Origin of the sequence: Pseudomonas asplenii (assembly GCF_001293465.1) — a bacterium.
Taxonomy (GTDB): domain Bacteria; phylum Pseudomonadota; class Gammaproteobacteria; order Pseudomonadales; family Pseudomonadaceae; genus Aquipseudomonas; species Aquipseudomonas fuscovaginae_B.
Map to the genome: position 1 here is coordinate 391,582 of NZ_JSYZ01000003.1, position 21,906 is coordinate 413,487.

The 21,906-nt window shown below is 63.7% G+C and carries 16 protein-coding genes; 9 read left to right on the top strand and 7 right to left on the bottom strand.

The features are described from left to right. Window positions 1-6: 6 nt before the first annotated feature. Entirely contained in the window at window positions 7-1,275 is a 1,269-nt protein-coding gene (locus tag PF66_RS05695; RefSeq protein ID WP_054062105.1) for an O-acetylhomoserine aminocarboxypropyltransferase/cysteine synthase family protein, read from the bottom strand. 170 nt (window positions 1,276-1,445) lie between these two features. Next, window positions 1,446-1,940 carry a DUF2165 family protein gene (locus PF66_RS05700; protein ID WP_054060245.1) on the bottom strand — a complete coding sequence of 165 codons (495 nt, stop codon included), beginning with the start codon at window positions 1,938-1,940 and terminating at the stop codon, window positions 1,446-1,448. A gap of 145 nt (window positions 1,941-2,085) precedes the next feature. Between PF66_RS05700 and PF66_RS05705 the strand changes: the two genes are divergently transcribed. Further along, window positions 2,086-2,922, top strand: a complete 837-nt coding sequence (locus PF66_RS05705; RefSeq protein WP_054062106.1) for a 23S rRNA (adenine(2030)-N(6))-methyltransferase RlmJ — start codon at window positions 2,086-2,088, stop codon at window positions 2,920-2,922. Window positions 2,923-3,027: 105 nt separating this feature from the next. Here the strand turns inward: PF66_RS05705 and msrA are convergent, their stop codons facing one another. From msrA to PF66_RS32610, 5 genes are all read right to left on the bottom strand, one after another. Next, window positions 3,028-3,675 (bottom strand): peptide-methionine (S)-S-oxide reductase MsrA, encoded by a 648-nt coding sequence (gene msrA, locus PF66_RS05710; RefSeq protein ID WP_054062107.1) that lies wholly within the window; start codon window positions 3,673-3,675, stop codon window positions 3,028-3,030. 80 nt (window positions 3,676-3,755) lie between these two features. Then, entirely contained in the window at window positions 3,756-6,449 is a 2,694-nt protein-coding gene (locus tag PF66_RS05715) for a putative bifunctional diguanylate cyclase/phosphodiesterase (protein ID WP_054060248.1), read from the bottom strand. A gap of 329 nt (window positions 6,450-6,778) precedes the next feature. Beyond that, entirely contained in the window at window positions 6,779-8,731 is a 1,953-nt protein-coding gene (aceF, locus tag PF66_RS05720; protein WP_054062108.1) for a dihydrolipoyllysine-residue acetyltransferase, read from the bottom strand. Between the two features lie 11 nt (window positions 8,732-8,742). Then, window positions 8,743-11,388, bottom strand: coding sequence for a pyruvate dehydrogenase (acetyl-transferring), homodimeric type (gene aceE / locus PF66_RS05725; RefSeq protein ID WP_054056526.1), 2,646 nt, complete (start codon window positions 11,386-11,388; stop codon window positions 8,743-8,745). A gap of 179 nt (window positions 11,389-11,567) precedes the next feature. Next, a complete protein-coding gene (locus PF66_RS32610) occupies window positions 11,568-11,762 on the bottom strand; it encodes a hypothetical protein (RefSeq protein ID WP_152972970.1) in 195 nt (64 codons plus the stop codon). A 9-nt stretch (window positions 11,763-11,771) separates the two neighbouring features. On the opposite strand from PF66_RS32610, the gene glnE reads away from it, so the two are divergent. From glnE to PF66_RS05765, 8 genes are all read left to right on the top strand, one after another. Then, entirely contained in the window at window positions 11,772-14,711 is a 2,940-nt protein-coding gene (glnE, locus tag PF66_RS05730; protein ID WP_054062109.1) for a bifunctional [glutamate--ammonia ligase]-adenylyl-L-tyrosine phosphorylase/[glutamate--ammonia-ligase] adenylyltransferase, read from the top strand. Window positions 14,712-14,817: 106 nt separating this feature from the next. Continuing rightward, entirely contained in the window at window positions 14,818-15,852 is a 1,035-nt protein-coding gene (gene waaF / locus PF66_RS05735) for a lipopolysaccharide heptosyltransferase II (protein WP_054062110.1), read from the top strand. A 1-nt stretch (window position 15,853) separates the two neighbouring features. After that, entirely contained in the window at window positions 15,854-16,918 is a 1,065-nt protein-coding gene (gene waaC / locus PF66_RS05740; protein ID WP_054056529.1) for a lipopolysaccharide heptosyltransferase I, read from the top strand. Continuing rightward, window positions 16,918-18,039 (top strand): glycosyltransferase family 4 protein, encoded by a 1,122-nt coding sequence (locus tag PF66_RS05745; RefSeq protein ID WP_054062111.1) that lies wholly within the window; start codon window positions 16,918-16,920, stop codon window positions 18,037-18,039. The genes waaC and PF66_RS05745 overlap by 1 nt, the downstream gene beginning before the upstream one ends. Beyond that, window positions 18,039-18,845: a lipopolysaccharide core heptose(I) kinase RfaP gene (gene rfaP, locus PF66_RS05750; RefSeq protein WP_054056531.1), complete on the top strand. Its 807-nt coding sequence runs from the start codon at window positions 18,039-18,041 to the stop codon at window positions 18,843-18,845. Before PF66_RS05745 ends, rfaP begins: the two co-directional genes overlap by 1 nt. Beyond that, window positions 18,845-19,579 (top strand): lipopolysaccharide kinase InaA family protein, encoded by a 735-nt coding sequence (locus PF66_RS05755; RefSeq protein ID WP_054056532.1) that lies wholly within the window; start codon window positions 18,845-18,847, stop codon window positions 19,577-19,579. The genes rfaP and PF66_RS05755 overlap by 1 nt, the downstream gene beginning before the upstream one ends. Next, window positions 19,576-20,328, top strand: coding sequence for a lipopolysaccharide kinase InaA family protein (locus PF66_RS05760; RefSeq protein ID WP_054062112.1), 753 nt, complete (start codon window positions 19,576-19,578; stop codon window positions 20,326-20,328). Before PF66_RS05755 ends, PF66_RS05760 begins: the two co-directional genes overlap by 4 nt. Then, window positions 20,328-21,779: a lipopolysaccharide kinase InaA family protein gene (locus tag PF66_RS05765; RefSeq protein ID WP_054056534.1), complete on the top strand. Its 1,452-nt coding sequence runs from the start codon at window positions 20,328-20,330 to the stop codon at window positions 21,777-21,779. Before PF66_RS05760 ends, PF66_RS05765 begins: the two co-directional genes overlap by 1 nt. Window positions 21,780-21,906 lie beyond the last annotated feature (127 nt).

Sequence of the window (21,906 nt, forward strand, 5' to 3'; positions counted from 1 at the left end):
TGCGTTTCAGGCCTGCAGTGCCTGTTGCAGGTCTTCGAGCAGGTCCTCGATGGCCTCGATGCCGACCGACAGGCGGATCATCTCCGGTTTCACGCCGGCCTTGGCCTGTTCGGCTTCGGTCATTTGCCGGTGGGTGGTGGAGGCCGGGTGGCAGGCCAGGGACTTGGCGTCACCGATGTTCACCAGGCGCTTGAAAATCTGCAGCGCATCGTAGAACCGCACCCCGGCCTGGTAGCCGCCCTTGAGGCCGAACGAGAGAATCGCCGACGGCTTGCCCTTCATGTACTTGTGCGCCAATTCATGGTGCGGGTGGTCCGGCAGGCCGGCATAGCTGACCCAGGCCACCTGTTCGTGGGCCTTGAGGAACTTCGCCACCTTGAGCGCATTCTCGGTATGCCGTTCCATGCGCAGGGCCAGGGTCTCCAGGCCTTGCAGCAGGAGGAAGGCGTTCATCGGTGCCAGTGCCGCACCGGTATTGCGCAGCGGCACGGTGCGGGCGCGGGCGATGAAGGCCGCCGGGCCGAATTTCTCCGTGTAGACCACGCCGTGGTAGGCGGCTTCCGGGGTGTTGAGGCCGGGAAACTTCTGCGCATGGTCGGCCCAGGGGAAGGTACCGGCATCGACGATCACCCCGCCCAGGGCGTTGCCATGACCGCCCACATACTTGGTCACCGAATGCACGACAATGTCGGCACCGAACAGGATCGGTTTGCACAGGATCGGTGTCGCCACCGTGTTGTCGACCATCAGTGGTACGCCGTGAGCGTGGGCCACCTGGGCAAAGCTCTCGATATCGACGATGTTGCCTGCCGGATTGCCGATGCTTTCGCAGTAGACCAGCCGGGTGTTCTCGTCGATCAGTTCGGCGACCGCCTCGGGCGAGTCGTCGCGGGCAAACCGCACTTCGACACCGAAGCTGGGCAGCAGGTGGGCGAAGAGGGTGTAGGTGCCGCCATAGAGCTGCGGGGTGGAAACGATATTGTCGCCGGCGCGGGTCAGGGTCTGGATCGCGTAGTGGATCGCCGCGCTGCCGGCGGACACGGCCAGGGCGGCGATTCCCCCTTCCAGTGCCGCCAGGCGCTGTTCGAGCACGTCGTTGGTGGGATTCATGATCCGGGTGTAGATATTGCCCGGAACATCGAGGTTGAACAGGTCGGCGCCGTGCTGGGCGTTATCGAATTCGAAGGCGACGTTCTGGTAGATGGGTACGGCCACGGCCTTGGTGGTCGGGTCCGACTTGAATCCGTGATGGAGCGCAATCGTTGCGTCTTTCATAAGGTCTCGACTCAGTGAAATTCCATTAATTGAGCACTGCCGGGCAGTTGCGGTGGCCTAATGGTCTCGTGTGTCTGAGTCGCCAGGGATCTCGGGTGGGTGCCCGCAATCGGACCGCAAACCGGTGCGCCAGTGTCCGCTACTGGCGCCGGATCGGCAAGTGATCCAGGTTAAGCCGGCTCGTTGTCCGCCTGATTGACGAAGATCAGTACACCGAGCAAGGCCATGTAGAACCTGAAGGCTGCCTCCTGGCCGTTCCAGATTTTCGATTGCCACATCAGGAACCATTCGCCGCCCACCACCATGAAGCCGAAGAACCACACCAGAAAACCCAGGGTCGTGCCGGCGATGACGCCTTTCTTCGCCCGGGCGAAGCTGGCGGCGTCGGCCTTGCGGGCTCGCCACAGCGACAGTGCGCCAAAGGCCAGCAGCGCGCAGGTCAAGCCTTCGCCGAGGATGATCAGCCAATAGGCGACGTGCCACAGCATCGGCGTGGTGATTGCGCGGTACATCACGGCGTTGTCAGGGAAGGTGGTGTCCATGCTCAGTACGTGGCTGACGAAAGCGAAGTTGGAGGCGTAGTCGCTGACGTTGTTGAAGGTGACCATGAAGGCGAAGGCGGCGAGTGCCAGGCTCAGGACGATTTTGGCGTAGCGGGTGGTCATCGGGTCGAATCCTTCGAATGAGAGGGTGTGACGTTACCATGGGCGCTCCGGCGAGTCTGTCGGCGGCGGTCCCTGCCGCCTGTACGTTGCGACCTGACGGCGGCTGGAGCACAGGGTAAACTTCGCCTCCTGCGCAGGAGTTGCCATGAATTACCGTCACGCCTTCCACGCCGGCAACCATGCCGACGTCTTGAAACACCTGGTCCTGACCCGCCTGATCGCCCTGATGGCGCGCAAGGAACAGCCGTTCGCCTATCTCGACAGTCACGCCGGTATCGGCCTGTATGACCTCAAGGGCGACCAGGCCAGCCGTACCGGCGAATACCTGGAGGGGATCGCCCGCCTGTGGGGTCAGCAGGACCTGCCGGCCATGACCGCCGATTACCTGCGGGTGCTGCACGAGATGAACCCCGATGGCGGGTTGCGCTACTACCCGGGGTCGCCGGAATTGGCGCGGCGCCTCACCCGTGGCCAGGACCGGGTGCTGCTCAACGAGAAGCACCCGGAAGACGGCAAGCTGCTCAAGGACAACATGAAGGGCGACCGGCGTGTGGCGGTGCACCTGGGGGAGGGCTGGCACCTGGCGCGGGCCCTGCTGCCGGTGGCGGAAAAGCGTGCAGTGATGCTGATCGACCCGCCATTCGAGCAACTGGACGAGATGCAGCGCTGTGCCGCGTCGCTCAAGGAAGCCATCGGGCGCATGCGCCAGACGGTGGCGGCGATCTGGTATCCGATCAAGGATCAGCGGGCGCTGAAGCGTTTCTACCAGGACCTGGCCGGTACCGGCGCGCCGAAGCTGTTGCGGGTGGAGTTGCTGGTGCATCCGCTGGATACGCCGGCGAGCCTGAATGGCTCGGGGCTGGCGATTGCCAACCCGCCGTGGGGGCTGGAGGATGAGCTGCGTGAGCTGTTGCCGTGGCTGGCGCAGAAACTGGCGCAGACCCAGGGCGACTGGCGGATGGACTGGCTGATTGCCGAGTGAGTAGGTGGCCGTGATAGCTGTAGGAGCCGGGCTTGCCCGCGAAGCGTTTGGCGATCTTGCCAACGCTTTCGCGGGCAAGCCTGCATCCTACAAGGGCCGGCGTGCTCAGATCGGGCAACTGACGCCGGTGCCACGAATGCCGCAGTAGCCTTCCGGGTTCTTCGCCAGGTATTGCTGGTGATAGGCCTCGGCGTAGTAGTAGGTCGGCGCCTCGGCAATTTCGGTGGTGATGGTGCCCAGCCCGGCCTTGGTCAGTTCCGCCTGGAACACCTGGGCGCTTTTGCGGGCCGCCTCCAGTTGCTCCGGCTTGGTGGCATAGATCACCGAGCGGTACTGGGTGCCGATGTCGTTGCCCTGGCGCATGCCCTGGGTCGGGTCGTGCAGTTCCCAGAACTGCGCCAGCAACTGTTCGTAGCTGACGATTTCCGGCTCGTAGACCACCAGCACCACTTCGCTGTGGCCGGTCAGGCCGGAGCAGACTTCCTCGTAGGTCGGGTTGGGGGTGAAGCCGCCGGCATAGCCGACCGACGTGCTGTACACGCCCTCACGCTGCCAGAAACGCCGCTCCGCGCCCCAGAAGCAGCCCAGGCCGAAGATCGCGAATTCGACGTTGCCGGGGAATGGCCCCAGCAGCGGGTGGCCGTTGACGAAATGCTTGTCCGGAACGGCCATCGGGGTTTCACGGCCAGGAAGAGCTTGTTCTTTGGTTGGGAGCACGTTTTTGTTCACCAGTATTTCCGAGCGCAAGACCATGTCGCAGTCCTCTCAGTCAGGTTGAAATGAGCTGTAGCTATTGAAGTAGACCGACAGTGTGCCCGAGTGTTGCTGCGCTGTCAGGCCAAAGGTCCGCGCGGGTAGCGCCTGAGCTGCTGGATCAGCTCGGCTCCCGGGATCGGCCGGTCGAACAGGTAGCCCTGGCCGACGTCGCAGCGATGGCGGCGCAGGAAGGTCAGTTGCTCGGACGTTTCGATGCCTTCGGCCACCACCTTGAGTTTCAGGTTGTGGGCCATGGCGATGACCGCGGAGGTGATTTCCATGTCGTCCTGGTTGTCCGGGATCTCATGGATGAAGCTGCGGTCGATCTTGATGATGTCGATCGGGAATTTCTTCAGGTAGCTCAGCGACGAATAGCCGGTGCCGAAGTCGTCCATGGCCAGGGTCAGGCCGATTTTCTTCAACTGGTCGAGCTGCTGGCGGGTGTCGTCGGTGGCTTCCAGCAGCAGGCCTTCGGTCAACTCCAGCTCCAGCAGCGACGGCGGCAGTTGTTCCTCCTTGAGGATACTGGCCAGGGAGGCGACCAGGTCCGGGTCGGAGAACTGCTTGGGCGACAGGTTGATCGCCACCTGCAGGTTGCCCAGGCCGCAAGCGGTCAGGGCCTTGCTCATGCGGCAGGCCTGGCGCGCGATCCATTTGCCGATCGGGATGATCAGGCCGGTTTCCTCGGCAACGCTGATGAACTGGTCCGGGCGGATCATGCCCTTTTCCGGATGGTTCCAGCGCAACAGCGCCTCCATCCCCAGCAGGCGGCCGCTGCGCAGGCACAGCTTGGGCTGGTAGAACACGTCCAGCTCGTTCTGGGTCAGGGCGCGGCGCAGATTGTTCTCGACGAACAGCTTGTAGCTGGCCTCGGCGTTCAGCGCCTCGGTGAACACCTGGACCTGGTGCTTGCCGTTGGCCTTGGCCTTGTGCAGGGCCAGGCCGGCGTTGCGCATCAGGGTTTGCGGGTCGCGCCCGTGCAGCGGCGCGCTGGCCAGGCCGACGGAGCCGGTGACGCTGATCAGTTGGTTGTCGACGAACATCGGTTTGTCGAGGGTCGTCAGCAGTTGGGTGGCGATCTGCTGGCCGGTTTCCAGGTCGGTATCGTCGAGCAGGACCGCGAATTCGTTACTGGCAAAGCGCGCCAGGCTGCCGCTCGGGCTCAGGCTGTTGCGCAGGCGGCGAGCCAGGCTGATCAGCAGCTTGTCGCCCGTCTGGTGGCCGAGGCTGTCGTTGATCCGCTTGAAGTTGTCGATGTCCACCAGCAGCAGGCTGATCGGCGAGTCGCTGTCGCGGGCGAAGCGTTCGTCGAGGTTGCGGATGAACGCCGGGCGGTTGCCCAGGTTGGTCAGGTTGTCGGTGTAGGCCAGGCGTTCGATGCGCTGCTGCGCGAGCTTGGTCTGGGTGATGTCTTCGTAGATGCCGATGTAGTGGGTCAGTTCGCGGTTGTCGCCATAGACCTTGGAGATCGACAACTGCCCCCAGTAGGGTTCGAGGTTCTTGCGGCGGCTCTTGAATTCGCCCTGCCAGCTGTTGCTCTGGGCCAGGCTCGACTGCGCGTCGAACAGCAGTTCGCTGATATTCTCCAGGGCTGGCAGTTCGGAGAGCTTCTGGCCGTGGACTTCCTCGGCGCTGTACTGGGTGATGGCGGTGAAGCTCGGGTTGACGTATTCCACCACACCGTCGCAGTTGACCAGCAGGAAGGCGTTGGCGCTCTGTTCGACCGCCCGCTGGAACAGGTGCAGGGCACTGGTGGCGGTGCGCCGGTTGTGGTTGCTGATGACCTGGGCGAACTGGTCCGCCAGCTCGCCGGCAAAGGCGATTTCATCCGATTGCCAGGCGCGGGTCTGGCCGGTCTGTTCCAGGCAGAGCACTCCCACCACCTGGCCATCGATGCGAATGCTGGCATCGAGCATGGCGTTGACGTCACGCGGGCGCAGGGTTTCGGCCATCTCGCGGGTACGAGGGTCGCGGGTGGCGTTATGGGCGTCGATGGCGCGGCTGGTGTGCAGCGCTTCGAGGTAATCGGGGAACTGGCTCGCGTCGATCTCGTCCGGCAGGAGGTATTCCTGGTTGTGGCGGTGGTAGGCGGAGATCGGGATCAGGCGCTGGCCTTCGAGGTTCCAGATACTGGCGCAGTCGATTTCGTAGATGTCGCAGGCGCAGCGGGTGATCAACTCGGCGGCTTCCTGCAGCGAATTGTTGACGCTGTAGCGCTGTCGGGCCAGGCGCAGGATCAGGTCCTGCTGGGCGCGCACCCGGTCGAGGTGCTGCAGTTGCTCCTGCTGGGCGCGCTGGTTGAGTTCCAGGGCGATCTGCAGGCGGCTGTTCTGGGTGGCGAGGTCGGTGAGCGGCAGTTGCGGCTCCAGCCCGAACAGGCCTTCGACCACCAGCAGGTAGCCGCGCAGCAGATGGCGGTTGTGCTGCCTGTAGGCTTCCCCCATCTCCAGCAGAGTCAGCGGGCCCTGGGTGGTATGCAGGGTGTAGCGCACCAGATAGTGCGTGTTCTCGGCCAGTTGCAGCTGAATCGCGTCATGCAGGCGATAACGGGCTTCGGGCTCCATCAGGCTGGCATAGGGCGAGCCGACCAGGGCGCACAGCTCGATGGCCGGCAGGCCGAACTGGCGTTCGCAGTTGGGGTCGAGAAACAGCAGGGCCCAGCTTGCTTCATTCAGCCGTTCGAAACGCAGCATACCGAGCCGCGACGGCACCGGTAACTGAGTCACTACCTCGGCCGCCAATCTATTGGCGGCATCGGGTTGGCTTTTCATGGAGAGCTCGCTTCAAGAGTACTGATCACGCACAGGGGAGGAGGCCTTTTCCTGGCGAGTTGGGCAAGGTTGCATTAAGCGGGTCGGGCTGACAAGCAGAACAGTGGCTCTGTGCCTTCAATGTATCGGCCGAAGCTGGGAAATCTTCAATCGAGGGCGCTGGATGGGCGACGATAACCGCTCTGTGTCGCGGTTTGGCGCGTATCGGGCGGGTGTTTTCACAGGCGCAAAAAAAGCCCCGCCATCTGGCGGGGTTGAGGTACGAGCGTGGCGCTCGGAAAACGCTACGGCGCATCCGGCCTCCTTGATGCAGGAGGCCGGATAGCCGGTTACAGCAGGATGGTGCGGATATCCGCCAGCAGGTCGCTCAGGCGCTTGGTGAAGCGCGCTGCCGCGGCACCGTTGATCACGCGGTGATCGTAGGACAGCGACAGTGGCAGCATCAGCTTCGGCTGGAAGGCCTTGCCATCCCAGACCGGCTGGATGGTTGCCTTGGAAACGCCGAGGATCGCCACTTCCGGTGCGTTGACGATCGGCGTGAAGCCGGTGCCGCCAATGTGGCCGAGGCTGGAGATGGTGAAGCAGGCGCCCTGCATGTCGTCGGCGGAGAGCTTCTTGGTCCGGGCCTTTTCAGCCAGGGAAGCCGCTTCGGCGGCGAGTTGCAGCAGGCTCTTCTGGTCGACGTTCTTGATCACCGGGACCAGCAGGCCATCCGGGGTGTCGACGGCGAAGCCGATGTGCACGTACTTCTTGCGGATGACGGCCTTGCCGCTCGGGGCCAGCGAACTGTTGAAGTCCGGCAGTTCCTTGAGCAGGTGCGCGCAGCTCTTGAGCAGCAGCGGCAGGATGGTCAGCTTGACGCCAGCCTTCTCGGCCACGGCTTTCTGGGCGACGCGGAACGCTTCCAGCTCGGTGATATCCGCCGAGTCGAATTGGGTCACGTGCGGCACGTTCAGCCAGCTGCGGTGCAGGTTGGCGGCGCCGGCCTGCATCAGGCGGGTCATCGGCACTTCTTCGATTTCGCCGAAGCGGCTGAAGTCCACGGCCGGGATCGGCGGGATGCCAGCGCCACCGGTTGCACCAGCGGCAGCGGCCGGAGCTTCCTTGGCCTTCTGCATCATGGCCTTGACGTAGACCTGCACGTCTTCCTTGAGGATGCGACCGTGCGGACCGCTCGGGCTGACCGCGCTCAGGTCGACGCCGAATTCACGGGCCAGTTGGCGTACCGCCGGGCCGGCATGGACCTTGGCGCCAGCGGCGGCTGGAGCGGCTGCCGGGGCAGCGACCGGTGCCGGTGCGGCTGCAGCCGGAGCAGCGGCCTGGGTCGGTGCGGCAGGAGCGGCAGCGGGTGCCGCAGCCGCGGCAGGTGCAGCGCCCTTGACCTTGAGTTTCAGGATCAGGTCGCCGGTGCCGACTTCGTCGTCCAGCTTGATGGAAACGCTTTCCACCACGCCGGCGGCTGGCGATGGGATTTCCATGCTGGCCTTGTCGGATTCCAGGGTGATCAGCGACTGGTCGACTTCGACGGTGTCACCGGCCTTGACCGAGACTTCGATGATCTTGGCCTTGCCCGACGAGCCGATGTCCGGCACGTGGATGTCCTGCACGCTGTCGGCCACCGGAGCGGCCGGGGCCGCTGCTGGCGCTGGAGCGGCAGCCGGCGCGGCGGCTTGAGCCGGTGCCGGGGCAGCGGCAGGCGCAGCGCCTGCGACCTTCAGGACCAGGATCAGGTCGCCGGTACCGACTTCGTCGTTCAGCTTGACGTTGATGCTTTCCACCACGCCGGCAGCCGGCGACGGGATTTCCATGCTGGCCTTGTCGGACTCGAGGGTGATCAGCGACTGATCGGCCTCGATGGTGTCGCCGACCTTGACCGAGATCTCGATGATCTGGGCCTTGCCCGACGAACCGATGTCCGGCACATGCACCTGCTGCGCCGAAGCGGCAGCGGGGGCGGCGCTCGGCGCGGCCGCCGGTGCAGGTGCGGCAGCCGGTGCGGCCGGGGCTGCGGCAGGTGCCGGAGCAGCCGCTGGGGCCGCGGCAGCGGCGCCCTCGACTTCCAGTTCCAGCAGCTCGTCGCCTTCTTTCAGGCGGTCGCCCAACTTCACCTTCAGGCTCTTGATGACACCGGCTTTCGGTGCGGGCACTTCCATGCTCGCCTTGTCCGACTCCAGGGTCAGGATGCTCTGGTCGGCTTCGATACGGTCGCCGACCTTCACAAACAGTTCGATTACTTCACCTTCACCGCTGCCGATGTCAGGTACGCGAATGAGTTCGCTCACAGGGGGTCTCCTCAGCAGTCCAGTGGGTTGCGTTTTTCCGGATCGATACCGAACTTGGCGATGGCCTCGGCCACCACTTTCGGTTCGATGTCGCCACGGTCAGCCAAGGCTTCCAGGGCTGCCAACACCACGAAATGACGGTCGACCTCGAAGAAGTGACGCAGCTTCTTGCGGCTGTCACTGCGGCCGAAGCCGTCGGTACCCAGGACTTTGAATTCCTTGGATGGGACCCACTGGCGGATCTGTTCAGCAAACAGCTTCATGTAGTCGGTGGACGCGATCACCGGGCCCTTGCGACCGGAGAGGCATTCCTCGACATAGCTCTTCTTCGGCTTCTGGCCAGGGTGCAGGCGGTTGCTGCGTTCCACGGCCAGGCCGTCGCGGCGCAGTTCGTTGAAGCTGGTGACGCTCCACACATCGGCACCGATGTTGAACTGCTCGCGCAGGATCTTCGCGGCTTCACGCACTTCGCGCAGGATGGTGCCGGAGCCCATCAGTTGCACGTGGTGGGCGGCTTCCTTGGTATCTTCCTCGAGCAGGTACATGCCCTTGATGATGCCTTCCTCGACACCGGCCGGAATGGCTGGCTGCTGGTAGGACTCGTTCATCACGGTGATGTAGTAGAAGACGTCCTGCTGCTCTTCGGTCATCTTCTTCATGCCGTCCTGGATGATCACCGCCAGCTCGTAGCCGTAGGTCGGATCATAGGTGCGGCAGTTCGGGATGGTGCCGGCCAGCATGTGGCTGTGACCATCTTCGTGCTGCAGGCCTTCGCCGTTCAGTGTGGTCCGGCCGGCGGTACCGCCGATCAGGAAGCCACGGGTACGGCTGTCGCCGGCCGCCCAGGCCAGGTCGCCGATACGCTGGAAGCCGAACATCGAATAGAAGATGTAGAACGGCAGCATCGGCTGGTTGTGGCTGGAGTACGAAGTACCGGCCGCGATGAAGGAGCTCATGGCGCCCGCTTCGTTGATGCCTTCCTCGAGGATCTGGCCCTTCTTGTCCTCGCGGTAGAACATCACCTGGTCCTTGTCGACGGGCTCGTAGAGCTGGCCGACGGACGAGTAGATGCCCAGTTGGCGGAACATGCCTTCCATACCGAAGGTACGGGCCTCGTCCGGGATGATCGGTACGATGCGCGAACCGATTTCCTTGTCCTTGACCAGTTGCGCGAGGATCCGCACGAAGGCCATGGTGGTGGAAATTTCACGGTCGCCCGAGCCGTCCAGGATCGCCTTGAGGGTATCCAGTGGCGGAGTCGGAACGCTGAAGCTCTTGGCGCGACGCTGGGGTACGAAACCACCCAGGGCGGCACGACGCTCGCTCAGGTAGCGGGCTTCGGCGCTGCCTTCTTCCGGCTTGAAGAACGGCAGGTTTTCCAGCTCCTCGTCCTTGACCGGGATGTCGAAACGATCGCGGAACGAACGCAGGCTGTCGACGTCGACCTTCTTGGTGTTGTGGGCGGTGTTTTTCGCTTCGCCCGCACCGGTGCCGTAACCCTTGATGGTCTTGGCCAGGATGACGGTAGGCTGTTCCTTGTGGTTGACCGCCTGGTGGTAGGCTGCATAGACCTTGTAAGGGTCGTGGCCGCCACGGTTGAGTTTCCAGATCTCGTCGTCGGACAGGTCGGCAACCATCGCCTTGAGTTCAGGCGAGTTGAAGAAGTGCTCACGGACGAACGCACCGTCCTTGGCCTTGTAGTTCTGGTATTCGCCGTCGATGACTTCGTCCATGCGGCGCTGCAGGATACCGTCGGTGTCCTTGGCCAGCAGTGGGTCCCAGAAACGGCCCCAGATGACCTTGTTGACGTTCCACTGGGCACCACGGAACACGCCTTCGAGTTCCTGGATGATCTTGCCGTTGCCGCGAACCGGGCCGTCGAGGCGCTGCAGGTTGCAGTTGATGACGAAGATCAGGTTGTCCAGCTTCTCGCGGCCGGCCAGGGCGATGGCGCCCAGGGATTCCGGCTCGTCGCACTCGCCGTCGCCCATGAAGCACCAGACCTTCTGCTTGCCTGGCTGGATGAAGCCGCGGGCTTCCAGGTACTTCATGAAACGTGCCTGGTAGATCGCCTGGATCGGCCCCAGACCCATGGATACGGTCGGGAACTGCCAGAAGTCAGGCATCAGCCATGGGTGCGGGTAGGACGACAGACCGTTGCCATCGACTTCCTGGCGGAAGTTGTTCATCTGGTCTTCGCTGATGCGGCCTTCCATGAAGGCGCGCGCGTAGACGCCTGGCGAGGCGTGGCCCTGGAAGTAGATCAGGTCGCCGCCGTGCTCGTCGGTCGGGGCCTGGAAGAAATAGTTGAAACCGATGTCGTACAGGGTGGCACTGGAGGCGAAGCTGGAGATGTGACCGCCCAGGTCCGAATCTTTCAGGTTCGTGCGCATGACCATGGCCAACGCGTTCCAGCGTACCAGCGAGCGAATGCGGCGTTCCATGAACAGGTCGCCAGGCATGCGTGCTTCGTGGGTGACGGGAATCGTGTTGCGGTACGGCGTAGTGATGGCGTAGGGCAGTTGCGAACCGCTGCGGGTCGCGAGTTCACCCATACGGGTCATCAGATAGTGAGCACGGTCTTCGCCTTCTTTGTCGAGAACCGATTCCAGGGCGTCCAGCCATTCCTGGGTTTCGACGGGATCGAGGTCTTGCATGGCTTGCTCCAGGGCGGAAAGGCTTCCAGAATCGGTTGCCTGAGTTTGCGACTGGCCTTGTGGGCAGACGACATAAATTCTTGGATTATCCGGAGGTTGATCCGGGGTTCTGTAGTTTTACTACAAATCGCCAACCATTTCAGCCTTTCGAATGTATAGACGAGTAGTAAAACTACAGATCAACGTACGAAAACTTCCTGCTGCGTTGTGAGAATAATCGATATTGTTGGTTGAAAATAAACCTTGTCAGGTGTTTGCTTGATGTTGGCTGCCAAAAAAAAACGATTATCAGCTATTTCCAACTTTTGTTCGACACTACTTTCCGGGGCATGCTTCTCGCCCTCACCGTTCGCGGCTGCTTGTTCGCCGATCAAGGATAGACCATGAGCCTACCTGCACTGGCCGTTTTGCCGGCCGTTCTCCAGCCTTTTGTCAGTCGGGCCGAACAGTCCTTCCGTGCGGCCGTCTCCGCACTGGGCGACGATCACGGCCTGGCCGGATGGCCGCCCGGGCGCTGGGCCGATTTCGCCCGGGTCAGTGCCGCCAGCGACTTCTTTATTGAACAGGTGGTTCGTGACCCTTTGATGTTGCTGGAGCTGGTGCAGTTCGGCGACCTGGACCGGGTCTTCGCTCCCGGCGAACTGTGCGGTCAGATCGCCGCCGCCGTCCAGCAGGCCGAAACCGAGGATGAGCTGGGGCGGGTCCTGCGTCGTCAGCGCAATCGCCAGCAGGTGCGGATCATCTGGCGCGATCTGACGCGCCAGGCCGACCTGGTGCAGACCTGTCGCGACCTTTCGGACATGGCCGACGCCTGTATCGATCAGGCCTATCAATGGCTGTACCTGCGCCATTGCCAGCAGTTCGGTACGCCGACCGGTCGGCGCAGCGGCGAGCCGCAGCAGATGGTCATCCTCGGCATGGGCAAGCTCGGTGCCGTGGAATTGAACCTGTCCTCCGACATCGACCTGATCTTCGCCTACCCGGAAGGCGGCGAGACCGTCGGGGTCAAACGCCCGCTGGACAACCAGGAGTTTTTCATCCGCCTGGGCCAGCGGCTGATCAAGGCGCTGGACCCGATCACCGTCGACGGTTTCGTCTTCCGCGTCGACATGCGCCTGCGTCCCTATGGCTCGGCCGGGGCGCTGGTGCTGAGCTTCAACGCCCTGGAGCAGTATTACCAGGACCAGGGGCGCGACTGGGAACGCTACGCGATGATCAAGGCGCGGGTGGTGGCCGGCGACCAGGCGGCGGGCGCGCACCTGCTGGAAATGCTCCGTCCGTTCGTCTATCGGCGCTACCTGGACTTCTCGGCGATCGAAGCGCTGCGCACCATGAAACAGCTGATTCAGCAGGAAGTGCGCCGCAAGGGCATGGCCGAGAACATCAAGCTGGGCTCAGGCGGCATTCGCGAGGTCGAGTTCATCGCCCAGGCGTTCCAGCTGATTCACGGCGGGCGTGACCTGAGCCTGCAGCAGCGGCCCTTGCTGAAGGTCCTGGGCACCCTCGAGGGCCAGGGCTACCTGCCGTCGGCGGTGGTCGCCGAACTGCGCGCCGGCTATGAGTTCCTGCGTTATACCGAGCATGCGATCCAGGCGATTGCCGACCGTCAGACCCAGATGCTGCCCGATGACGAAAAGGATCGGGCACGTATCGCCTTCATGCTCGGTTTCGACAGTTGGTCGGCCTTTCATGAGCAGTTGATGCACTGGCGTGGCCGGATCGACTGGCATTTTCGCCAGGTCATCGCCGACCCGGACGAAGATGAGAGCGAAGAATGCCAGGTGGCCGTCGGTGGCGAATGGTTGCCCTTGTGGGAAGAGGCCCAGGATGAAGAGGCTGCCAGCCGTCAGTTGCAGGAAGCCGGTTTCAAGGATGCGCCCAAGGCGTTGAGGCAGCTTGCATCATTGCGTGCCAGTGCGCAGTTGCGGGCCATGCAGCGTCTCGGTCGCGAGCGCCTGGATGCCTTTATCCCACGGTTGCTGGCCCAGGCGGTCGAACATGCCGACCCGGACCTGGTGCTGGAGCGGGTGTTGCCGCTGGTCGAGGCGGTCGCCCGGCGTTCTGCCTACCTTGTGCTGCTCACGGAAAACCCCGGGGCCTTGCGCCAGTTGCTGACTCTGTGTGCCGCCAGCCCGTGGATTGCCGAGCAGATCACCCGGTTCCCGATGCTGCTTGACGAGTTGCTCAACGAGGGGCGGCTGTTCAAGCCGCCGCTGGCACCGGAGCTGGCGGCCGAGCTGCGTGAGCGCCTGACACGGATTCCCGAGGATGACCTCGAACAGCAGATGGAGGCCCTGCGCCACTTCAAGCTGGCGCATCGGCTGCGGGTCGCCGCTTCGGAAATCTCCGGCAGCCTGCCGCTGATGAAGGTCAGCGACTACCTGACCTGGCTGGCCGAGGCGATCCTGGAGCAGGTGCTGGCCCTGGCCTGGCGGCAGACCGTGAGCAAGTACGGTTCGCCGCGGCGTGCCGATGGCAGCCTGTGCGATCCCGGCTTCATCATTGTCGGCTATGGCAAGGTGGGCGGGATCGAGCTTGGGCACGGTTCCGACCTGGACCTGGTGTTCATCCATGATGGCGATCCGAATGCCGAGACCGACGGCGCCAAGCCGATCGATACGGCACAGTTCTTCACCCGCCTGGGGCAGCGGATCATTCACCTGTTGACCACCCAGACCAACTCCGGCCAGCTCTATGAGGTGGACATGCGCCTGCGTCCGTCGGGGGCTTCCGGGCTGCTGGTCAGTTCCCTCGGGGCGTTCGAGCGCTATCAGCAGAACGAGGCCTGGACCTGGGAACACCAGGCGTTGATCCGTGCCCGGGTGCTGGTGGGTTGCCCGGGCGTCGGGGCGGCCTTCGAGAAAGTCCGCGCGGCGGTGCTGGGGCGTGAGCGGGACCTGCCGACCCTGCGCCAGGAGGTCAGCGAGATGCGCGCCAAGATGCGCGACAACCTCGGCAGCAAGGCGACCGCGGCCGGCACCGCGGCCAATGCCTTCGAGGCGACGGCGCCGTTCGACCTCAAGCAGGACGCCGGAGGTATCGTCGATATCGAATTTATGGTGCAATACGCGACTTTGGCCTGGTCGAAAGAGCACCCGGCATTACTGCGTTACACGGATAACATCCGCATTCTGGAAGGGCTGGAGCAGGCCGGGTTGATCCCCGCCGCCGATGCCGCCCTGCTGCGCGAGGCCTACAAGGCCTACCGTTCCGCCGCCCACCGCCAGGCCCTGCAGAAGGAGGCCGGCGTCATCGGCGGCGACCAGTTCACGGTCGAACGGCGCGATGTGATGCGGATCTGGGCTGAACTGGGACTAAGCTAGGGCCTGCATGGAACTCGTCGCGCAGGCGGTTTCGTACACGGCCTGGGACGGCCATGGGCAAAGACCGGGGAGGCTACAGGCCTCCCTGATCGTTTCCGGAATATTTATGAAAATTCTCATCGTTGGGCCCAGCTGGGTCGGTGACATGGTGATGGCTCAGACACTGTTCCAGTGCCTGAAGCAACGCCACCCGCAGTGCGAGATCGATGTGCTGGCTCCCGAGTGGAGTCGCCCGATCCTCGAACGCATGCCCGAAGTTCGTGCGGCCTTGAGCTTTCCGCTCGGCCACGGTGTGCTCGACCTGGCCACCCGGCGCAAGATCGGCAAGTCCCTGGCGGGCCAGTACGATCAGGCCATTCTCCTGCCCAACTCGTTGAAGTCGGCGCTGGTGCCGTTTTTTGCCGGTATCCCGAAGCGCACCGGCTGGCGTGGAGAATTCCGCTATGGCCTGCTCAATGATGTGCGCAAGCTGGACAAGGAGCGCTATCCGCTGATGATCGAGCGGTTCATGGCCCTGGCCTACGAGCCGGGCGCCGAATTGCCGACGCCTTATCCACGCCCTTTGCTGCAGATCGATCCGGCCAGCCGCGCGGCGGCGCTGGGCAAGTTCGAGCTGGTGCTCGACCGGCCGGTACTGGCCCTGTGCCCGGGCGCCGAGTTCGGCGAGTCCAAGCGCTGGCCCTCGGAGCACTATGCGAAAGTCGCCGAGACGAAGATCCGTGAAGGCTGGCAGGTCTGGCTGTTCGGTTCGAAGAACGACCATGCGGTCGGCGAGGATATTCGCCAGCGGCTGATTCCCGGTTTGCGCGAAGAGGCGGTGAATCTCAGTGGCGCCACATCGCTGGCCGAGGCGATCGACCTGCTGTCCTGTGCCGACTCGGTGGTCTCCAACGACTCGGGCCTGATGCACGTGGCGGCTGCGCTGAATCGTCCGCTGGTGGCGGTGTACGGCTCGACCTCGCCAGGCTTCACGCCGCCGTTGGCGGATCAGGTGGAAATCGTCCGCCTGGGCCTGGAGTGCAGCCCCTGCTTCGAGCGTACCTGCCGCTTCGGGCACTACAATTGCCTGCGCCAGCTGTTGCCTGCGCCGGTGAATGAGGCCCTGCAGCGTCTGCAGGGCTCCCCCGTCGAGGTGCGGTAACTTGCGCGTATTGCTGGTCAAGACGTCCTCCCTGGGGGACGTGATTCATGCCCTGCCGGCGCTGACCGATGCGGCCCGGGCCATTCCCGGCATCCGCTTCGACTGGGTGGTCGAGGAAGGTTTTGCCGAGATTCCGAGCTGGCATCCGGCGGTGGACAAGGTGATTCCGGTGGCGATCCGCCGCTGGCGCAAGAACCTCTGGCAGACGTTCAAAAGTGGCGAATGGAAGCGCTTCAAGCAGAATGTGCGGGCGACGAAATACGACCTGGTGATCGATGCCCAGGGGCTGGTGAAAAGTGCGTTCCTGACCCGCTATGTGAAGGCCCCGGTTGCCGGGCTGGACAAACAGTCGGCCCGTGAGCCGCTGGCCAGTCGTTTCTATTCCCGGCGCCTGGCTGTGGCGCGGGGGCAGCATGCGGTCGAGCGGGTGCGGCAGTTGTTCGCTGTGGCGCTGGGCTATGACTTGCCCGGCGGGCTGGGCGATTACGGCCTGGATGTCGAGAAGCTGGTGGTGTTGCCACGCAGCAAGACGCCGTTCGTGCTGTTCCTTCATGGCACCACCTGGGACACCAAGCATTGGCCCGAAGCCTACTGGCGTGAGCTGGCCGAGCGGATGGGGCACCTGGGCGTCGAGGTGAAGTTGCCTTGGGGCAACGCTGTCGAGAAGGCGCGTGCCGAGCGTATCGCCCGGGGGCTGAGGCATGCGGTGGTGTTGCCGAAGCTGAATCTGGCCGGTGTGGGCAAGGTTCTGGCCGATGCCAGCGCCTGCGTTGCCGTGGATACCGGTCTCGGTCACCTGGCCGCGGCGCTGGATGTGCCGACCCTGTCGCTGTTCGGCCCGACCAATCCGGGGCTGACCGGGGCCTATGGCAAGTCGCAGGTCCACCTGGCGAGCGACTTCCCCTGTGCGCCCTGCCTGCAGAAGAAATGCACCTACGTGCCCACCCCCGAAGACCAGAAGCGCTTCGATCTCAGGCGCGAGTTGCCGCTGTGCTTCACGCGGCTCAATCCCGAACGTGTTGCCAGCCGGCTGACCGCGTTGTTACTGGCCGAGGAGCGGCACTGATGCAACTGGCTTTTGTCCTGTACAAGTACTTTCCCTTTGGTGGCCTGCAGCGCGATTTCATGCGCATCGCCCTGGAATGCCAGCGGCGCGGGCACCAGATCCGCGTCTACACGCTGATCTGGGAAGGCGATATTCCGCCAGGCTTCGAGGTGCTGGTGGTGCCGATCAAGGCGTTTTCCAATCATCGGCGTAACGAGAAGCTCAGTGCCTGGATGGAAGCCGACCTGGCCAGGCGTCCGGTCGACCGGCTGATCGGTTTCAACAAGATGCCGGGACTGGATGTGTACTACGCCGCCGATGGCTGCTTCGAGGACAAGGCGCAGAACCTGCGTCATTCGCTGTACCGTTTCTGGGGGCGCTACAAGCACTTCGCCGAGTACGAGCGGGCGGTGTTCGCCCGCGACGCGAAGACCGAGATCCTGATGATCTCCGAAGTCCAGCAGCCGCTGTTCATCAAGCATTACGACACGCCGCTGGAGCGCTTTCATCTGTTGCCGCCGGGGATTGCCCAGGACCGCCGGGCGCCGGCCAATGCCGCTGAAATCCGCGCCGAGTTCCGCCGTGAATTCAAGCTGGCGGACGACGACTGCCTGTTGGTGCAGATCGGCTCCGGCTTCAAGACCAAGGGCGTCGATCGCAGTCTCAAGGCCCTGGCGGCATTGCCGGCGGAGCTTAGGAAGCGCACCCGGTTGTTTGTAATCGGTCAGGACGATCCCAAGGTCTTCCAGGTGCAGAGCGCGGCACTGGGGCTGGGCGAGCATGTGCAGTTTCTCAAGGGGCGCAGCGATATCCCGCGTTTCCTGCTGGGCGCCGACCTGCTGATTCACCCGGCCTACAACGAGAACACCGGTACCGTGCTGCTGGAGGCGCTGGTGTCCGGCTTGCCGGTGCTGGTCAGTGCGGTCTGCGGTTATGCCCATTACATTGCCGAGGCCGATGGCGGCCTGGTGCTGGACGAGCCCTTCGAGCAGAACCAGCTCAATCAATACCTGAACCGGATGCTGTCCGATGGGGCGGCACGCACGGCATGGAGCCGCAACGGTCTGGCCTTCGCCGAGACGGCCGACCTCTACAGCATGCCGCAGCACGCTGCGGATGTGATTCTGGCGGAGCAGCATTGATGAAGTTGATCCTTGCCGAACCCTTCAAGAGCCTGTGGGCCGGACGCGATGCGTTCGCCGAGGTCGAGCGCTTGCAGGGCAAGGTTTATCGCGAGCTGGAGGCTCGTCGGACGTTGCGCACGGAAGTCGCCGGGCGTGGCTACTTCGTGAAGATCCATCATGGCATTGGCTGGCGCGAAATCTTCAAGAACCTGTTGACCGCGAAAATGCCGGTGCTGGGTGCCGGCCAGGAGTGGCGTGCTATCGAGTGCCTGCACAAGGCCGGTGTGCCCACCATGACCGGCGTGGCCTATGGCGAGCGTGGCAGCAATCCGGCCGGCCAGGATTCGTTTATCGTCACCGAGGAGCTGGCGCCGACCGTCAGCCTCGAGGATTACACCCTGCAATGGCCCGTGCAGCCGCCGCAGCCCCGGCTCAAGCGTGCGCTGATTGCCGAAGTGGCGCGCATGACCGGTGGCATGCATCGGGCCGGGCTCAACCATCGCGACTGTTATATCGCCCATTTCCTGCTGCATACCGACAAGCCGGTGACGGCCGATGACCTCAAGCTTTCGGTCATCGACCTGCATCGTGCGCAGGTTCGCCCGAGCATTCCGCGCCGCTGGCGCAACAAGGACCTGGCGGGCCTGTATTTCTCGGTGCTGGATATCGGCCTCACCCGGCGCGACAAGTTGCGTTTTCTGCAGGGCTATTTCCGCCGGCCGCTGCGTGAGGTCCTGCGTGACGAGGCTGCGCTGCTGGCGTGGTTGGAACGCAAGGCCGACAAACTCTACAAGCGCAAGCAGCGCTACGGGGATGCGCTCTGATGTCGGGTTGGAAACTGGAGCCTGAATACGCGGCGCTGGCGGATGACTTTGGCAGCCTGGAAGCGGTATTCGCCCTCGAGGGCGAGCACCTGACCCGTGACCCGTTGTCCGAGGTCATCCGGGTCAACCGCGACGGTGTGAACTATTACGTCAAGCGTTACTCCGGCGCGGGCAAGGGGTTGCGGCAGTATTTCGGCCGGCCCCGGGTCCGTTCCGAATGGCAGAATCTCAAGCGTTTCGCCAAGTGGGGCATTCCGACCGCCGAAGTCATCGCCTGGGGCCTGGAGCGCCGTGGCGCGGCCTATCATCGGGGGGCCATGATCACTCGCGAACTGCCCAGGACCGAGGACCTTTCGGCGCTGGCCAATCGCAACGATCCGCTGTTGCGCGATCGCGCCTGGGTCGATGGCATCAGTCGGCAGTTGGCCCGCTACACGCGGATCATGCATGACCAGCGCTTCACTCATAACGATCTGAAGTGGCGCAACCTGCTGGTCGATGACCAGCACCGGCTGTTCCTGATCGATTGTCCCAACGGCGAGTTCTGGCGCGGCTTCTGGCTGCGCTATCGGATCACCAAGGACCTGGCCTGCCTGGACAAGGTCGCCAAGTATCACTTGTCGGCCACCCAGCGGCTGCGGTTCTACCTGCAGTACCGCCAACGTAGTCGGCTGAATGCGGCGGACAAGAAGCGCATTCGGCATGTGTTGAGATTTTTCGAGGGACGGGAATGACCGACTTCCTGGCGGCTGTCGACCGCGCGTTGCTGGAACGCAACGGACTCGGCAACTTCGATGCGCTGTGGAACAAGGCGCTGGACGCGGTGGATGAGCCCAACACCAGTGGCGGTGGCTGGAGCAGCGTGTATCGGCTGGAGCTGGAAGGCCAGGGCTATTACCTCAAGCGCCAGAGCAATTACCTGACGCGCACCCTGCACAGCCCACTGGGCGAACCGACCTTTGCCCGTGAGTTCCGCAATATCAGCCGTTATCAGCGCTTGGGTATCCCGGCCCTGCAGGCGGCGTTCTTTGGCGAGCGTGCGGTGAAGGGCGAGCGCCGGGCCGTATTGTTGACCCGGGCGCTGGATGGCTGGAGCGACCTGGACTCGCTGCTGGAGCAGTGGTCGCAACTGGCGCCGACGCAGCGCCAGGCGATCCTGCGATGCTGTGGGCTGCTGGCCCGGCAACTGCACGGGGTGCGGCAGATCCACGGTTGTTTCTATCCCAAGCATATTTTCCTGCAGGAGACGGCAGGTGGTTACCAGGCGCGGTTGATCGACCTGGAGAAAACCCGACCGCTGCTGTTCGGCCGGCGTGACCGGGTCAAGGATCTGGAACCCTTGCTGCGTCGGGCGCCGGTCTGGAGCGAAGCCGATGTGCGGACGCTGCTGGCGGCCTACCTCGATCAGCCGGTGGATGCTTCGCGGGTGGATGCCTGGCTTCAGCGCCTGGGGGCACGGCGCAGCAGGAAGGGGGGTCGCTGATGCGCCTGTCCGAACTGAAATCCGCCGGGCGTACGCCGGTTCTGCCCTTGAGCATCGAACTGGCCGATGCTGCCGGTCCGGGGCAGTTGCAACTGCTCAGTCTGCTGCGGGTGCTGCCTGGCCAGCGTTATGTCGGTGCCGGGGTCTGGCGCGGTCGTGCGGTGCTGGCCAAGTTGCTGGTGGGCGGCAAGGCCGCTCGACACTTCCAGCGCGAACTGCAGGGTGTGCGCCTGCTCGCCGAGCAGGGGCTGACTACGCCACTGTTGCTGGCCGACGGTCTGAAGGAAGGCGAGGGCGGCTGGCTGCTTTTCGAGTTCCTGGAGGGGGCCGAAAGCCTGGCCGACGCCTGGAAACAGGTGGAGAGGCTGCCGGTCCTGGCTGATGAGCAGCAACGGGTGCTGGGCGAGGCCCTGGCGGCAATCGCGCAGATGCATGCCAAGGGCTTGTGGCAGGAAGACCTGCACCTGGACAACCTGTTGCGCCATGGCGGCAAGTTGCACCTGATCGATGGTGCCGGGATTTGTGCCGAAGAGGCGGGCAAGCCGCTGTCGCGGCAGAAGGTGCTGGAAAACCTCGGGGTGTTTTTCGCCCAGTTGCCCAGGCATTTCGAGCCGTTCATCGAAGAATTGCTGGTGCATTATCTGCTGAGCAATGCCGAGCACGCCTTGCCGTTGGAGGCCCTGCTCAAGCAGGTCGACCGAATCCGCGGCTGGCGCCTGAAGGACTTCATCGGCAAGGTCGGGCGTGAGTGCACGCTGTTCAGCGTGCAGCGCGGGCCGTTCGCCTTGCGCGCCCTTCGGCGCGAGGAAGAATCGGCCATGCTGCCGGTGCTGGCCCAGGCCGATCATCTGCTCGACCAGGGGCACCTGTACAAGACCGGCGGAGCGGCCAGCGTCGGCCGAATCGAAGCCGATGGCCGCACGTTGTTGCTCAAGCGCTACAACATCAAGGGTTTTGCCCACTGGCTCAAGCGTTTCTGGCGCCCCAGCCGCGCCTGGCATTCGTGGCGCGAGGGCAATCGCCTGGCGTTTCTTGGCATCGCCACGCCCAGGCCGCTGGCCGTACTGGAAAAACGCTTTCTCTGGTTGCGTCGCCAGGCCTATCTGGTGACCGAGTATCTGCCGGGGCCGGATATCATCCAGCGCTTTGCACCCCATGTTGAAAGCGGTGCGGTGCCCGAGGCCGAGTTGCAGGCGTTGGAGCAGCTGTTTGCCGACCTGATCCGCGAGCGCATCAGCCATGGCGACTTCAAGGGGCACAATCTGTTCTGGCACGAGGGGCGCTGGACCCTGATCGACCTGGATGCGGTGCACCAGCATTCTTCGGCCAGCCGCTTTGCCCCGGCCTATGCCCGCGACCGGGCGCGGTTCATGCGCAACTGGCCCGAGAGCAGTGCCTTGTATCAGATCATCGATGCCCGGCTGCCGAAAACCATCGAGCCGGTCAGTTGACCGGGTGATCGCCGCGGCCCCTTGCGCCGCGGCGATCTGCCGCTCACGGCTTGCCCCTAGAGGCTTGTCGCCGCTTTTACGCTATAATCCCGCCCTTTAGCTGTTTCTCGCCCCTTGCGAGGACACA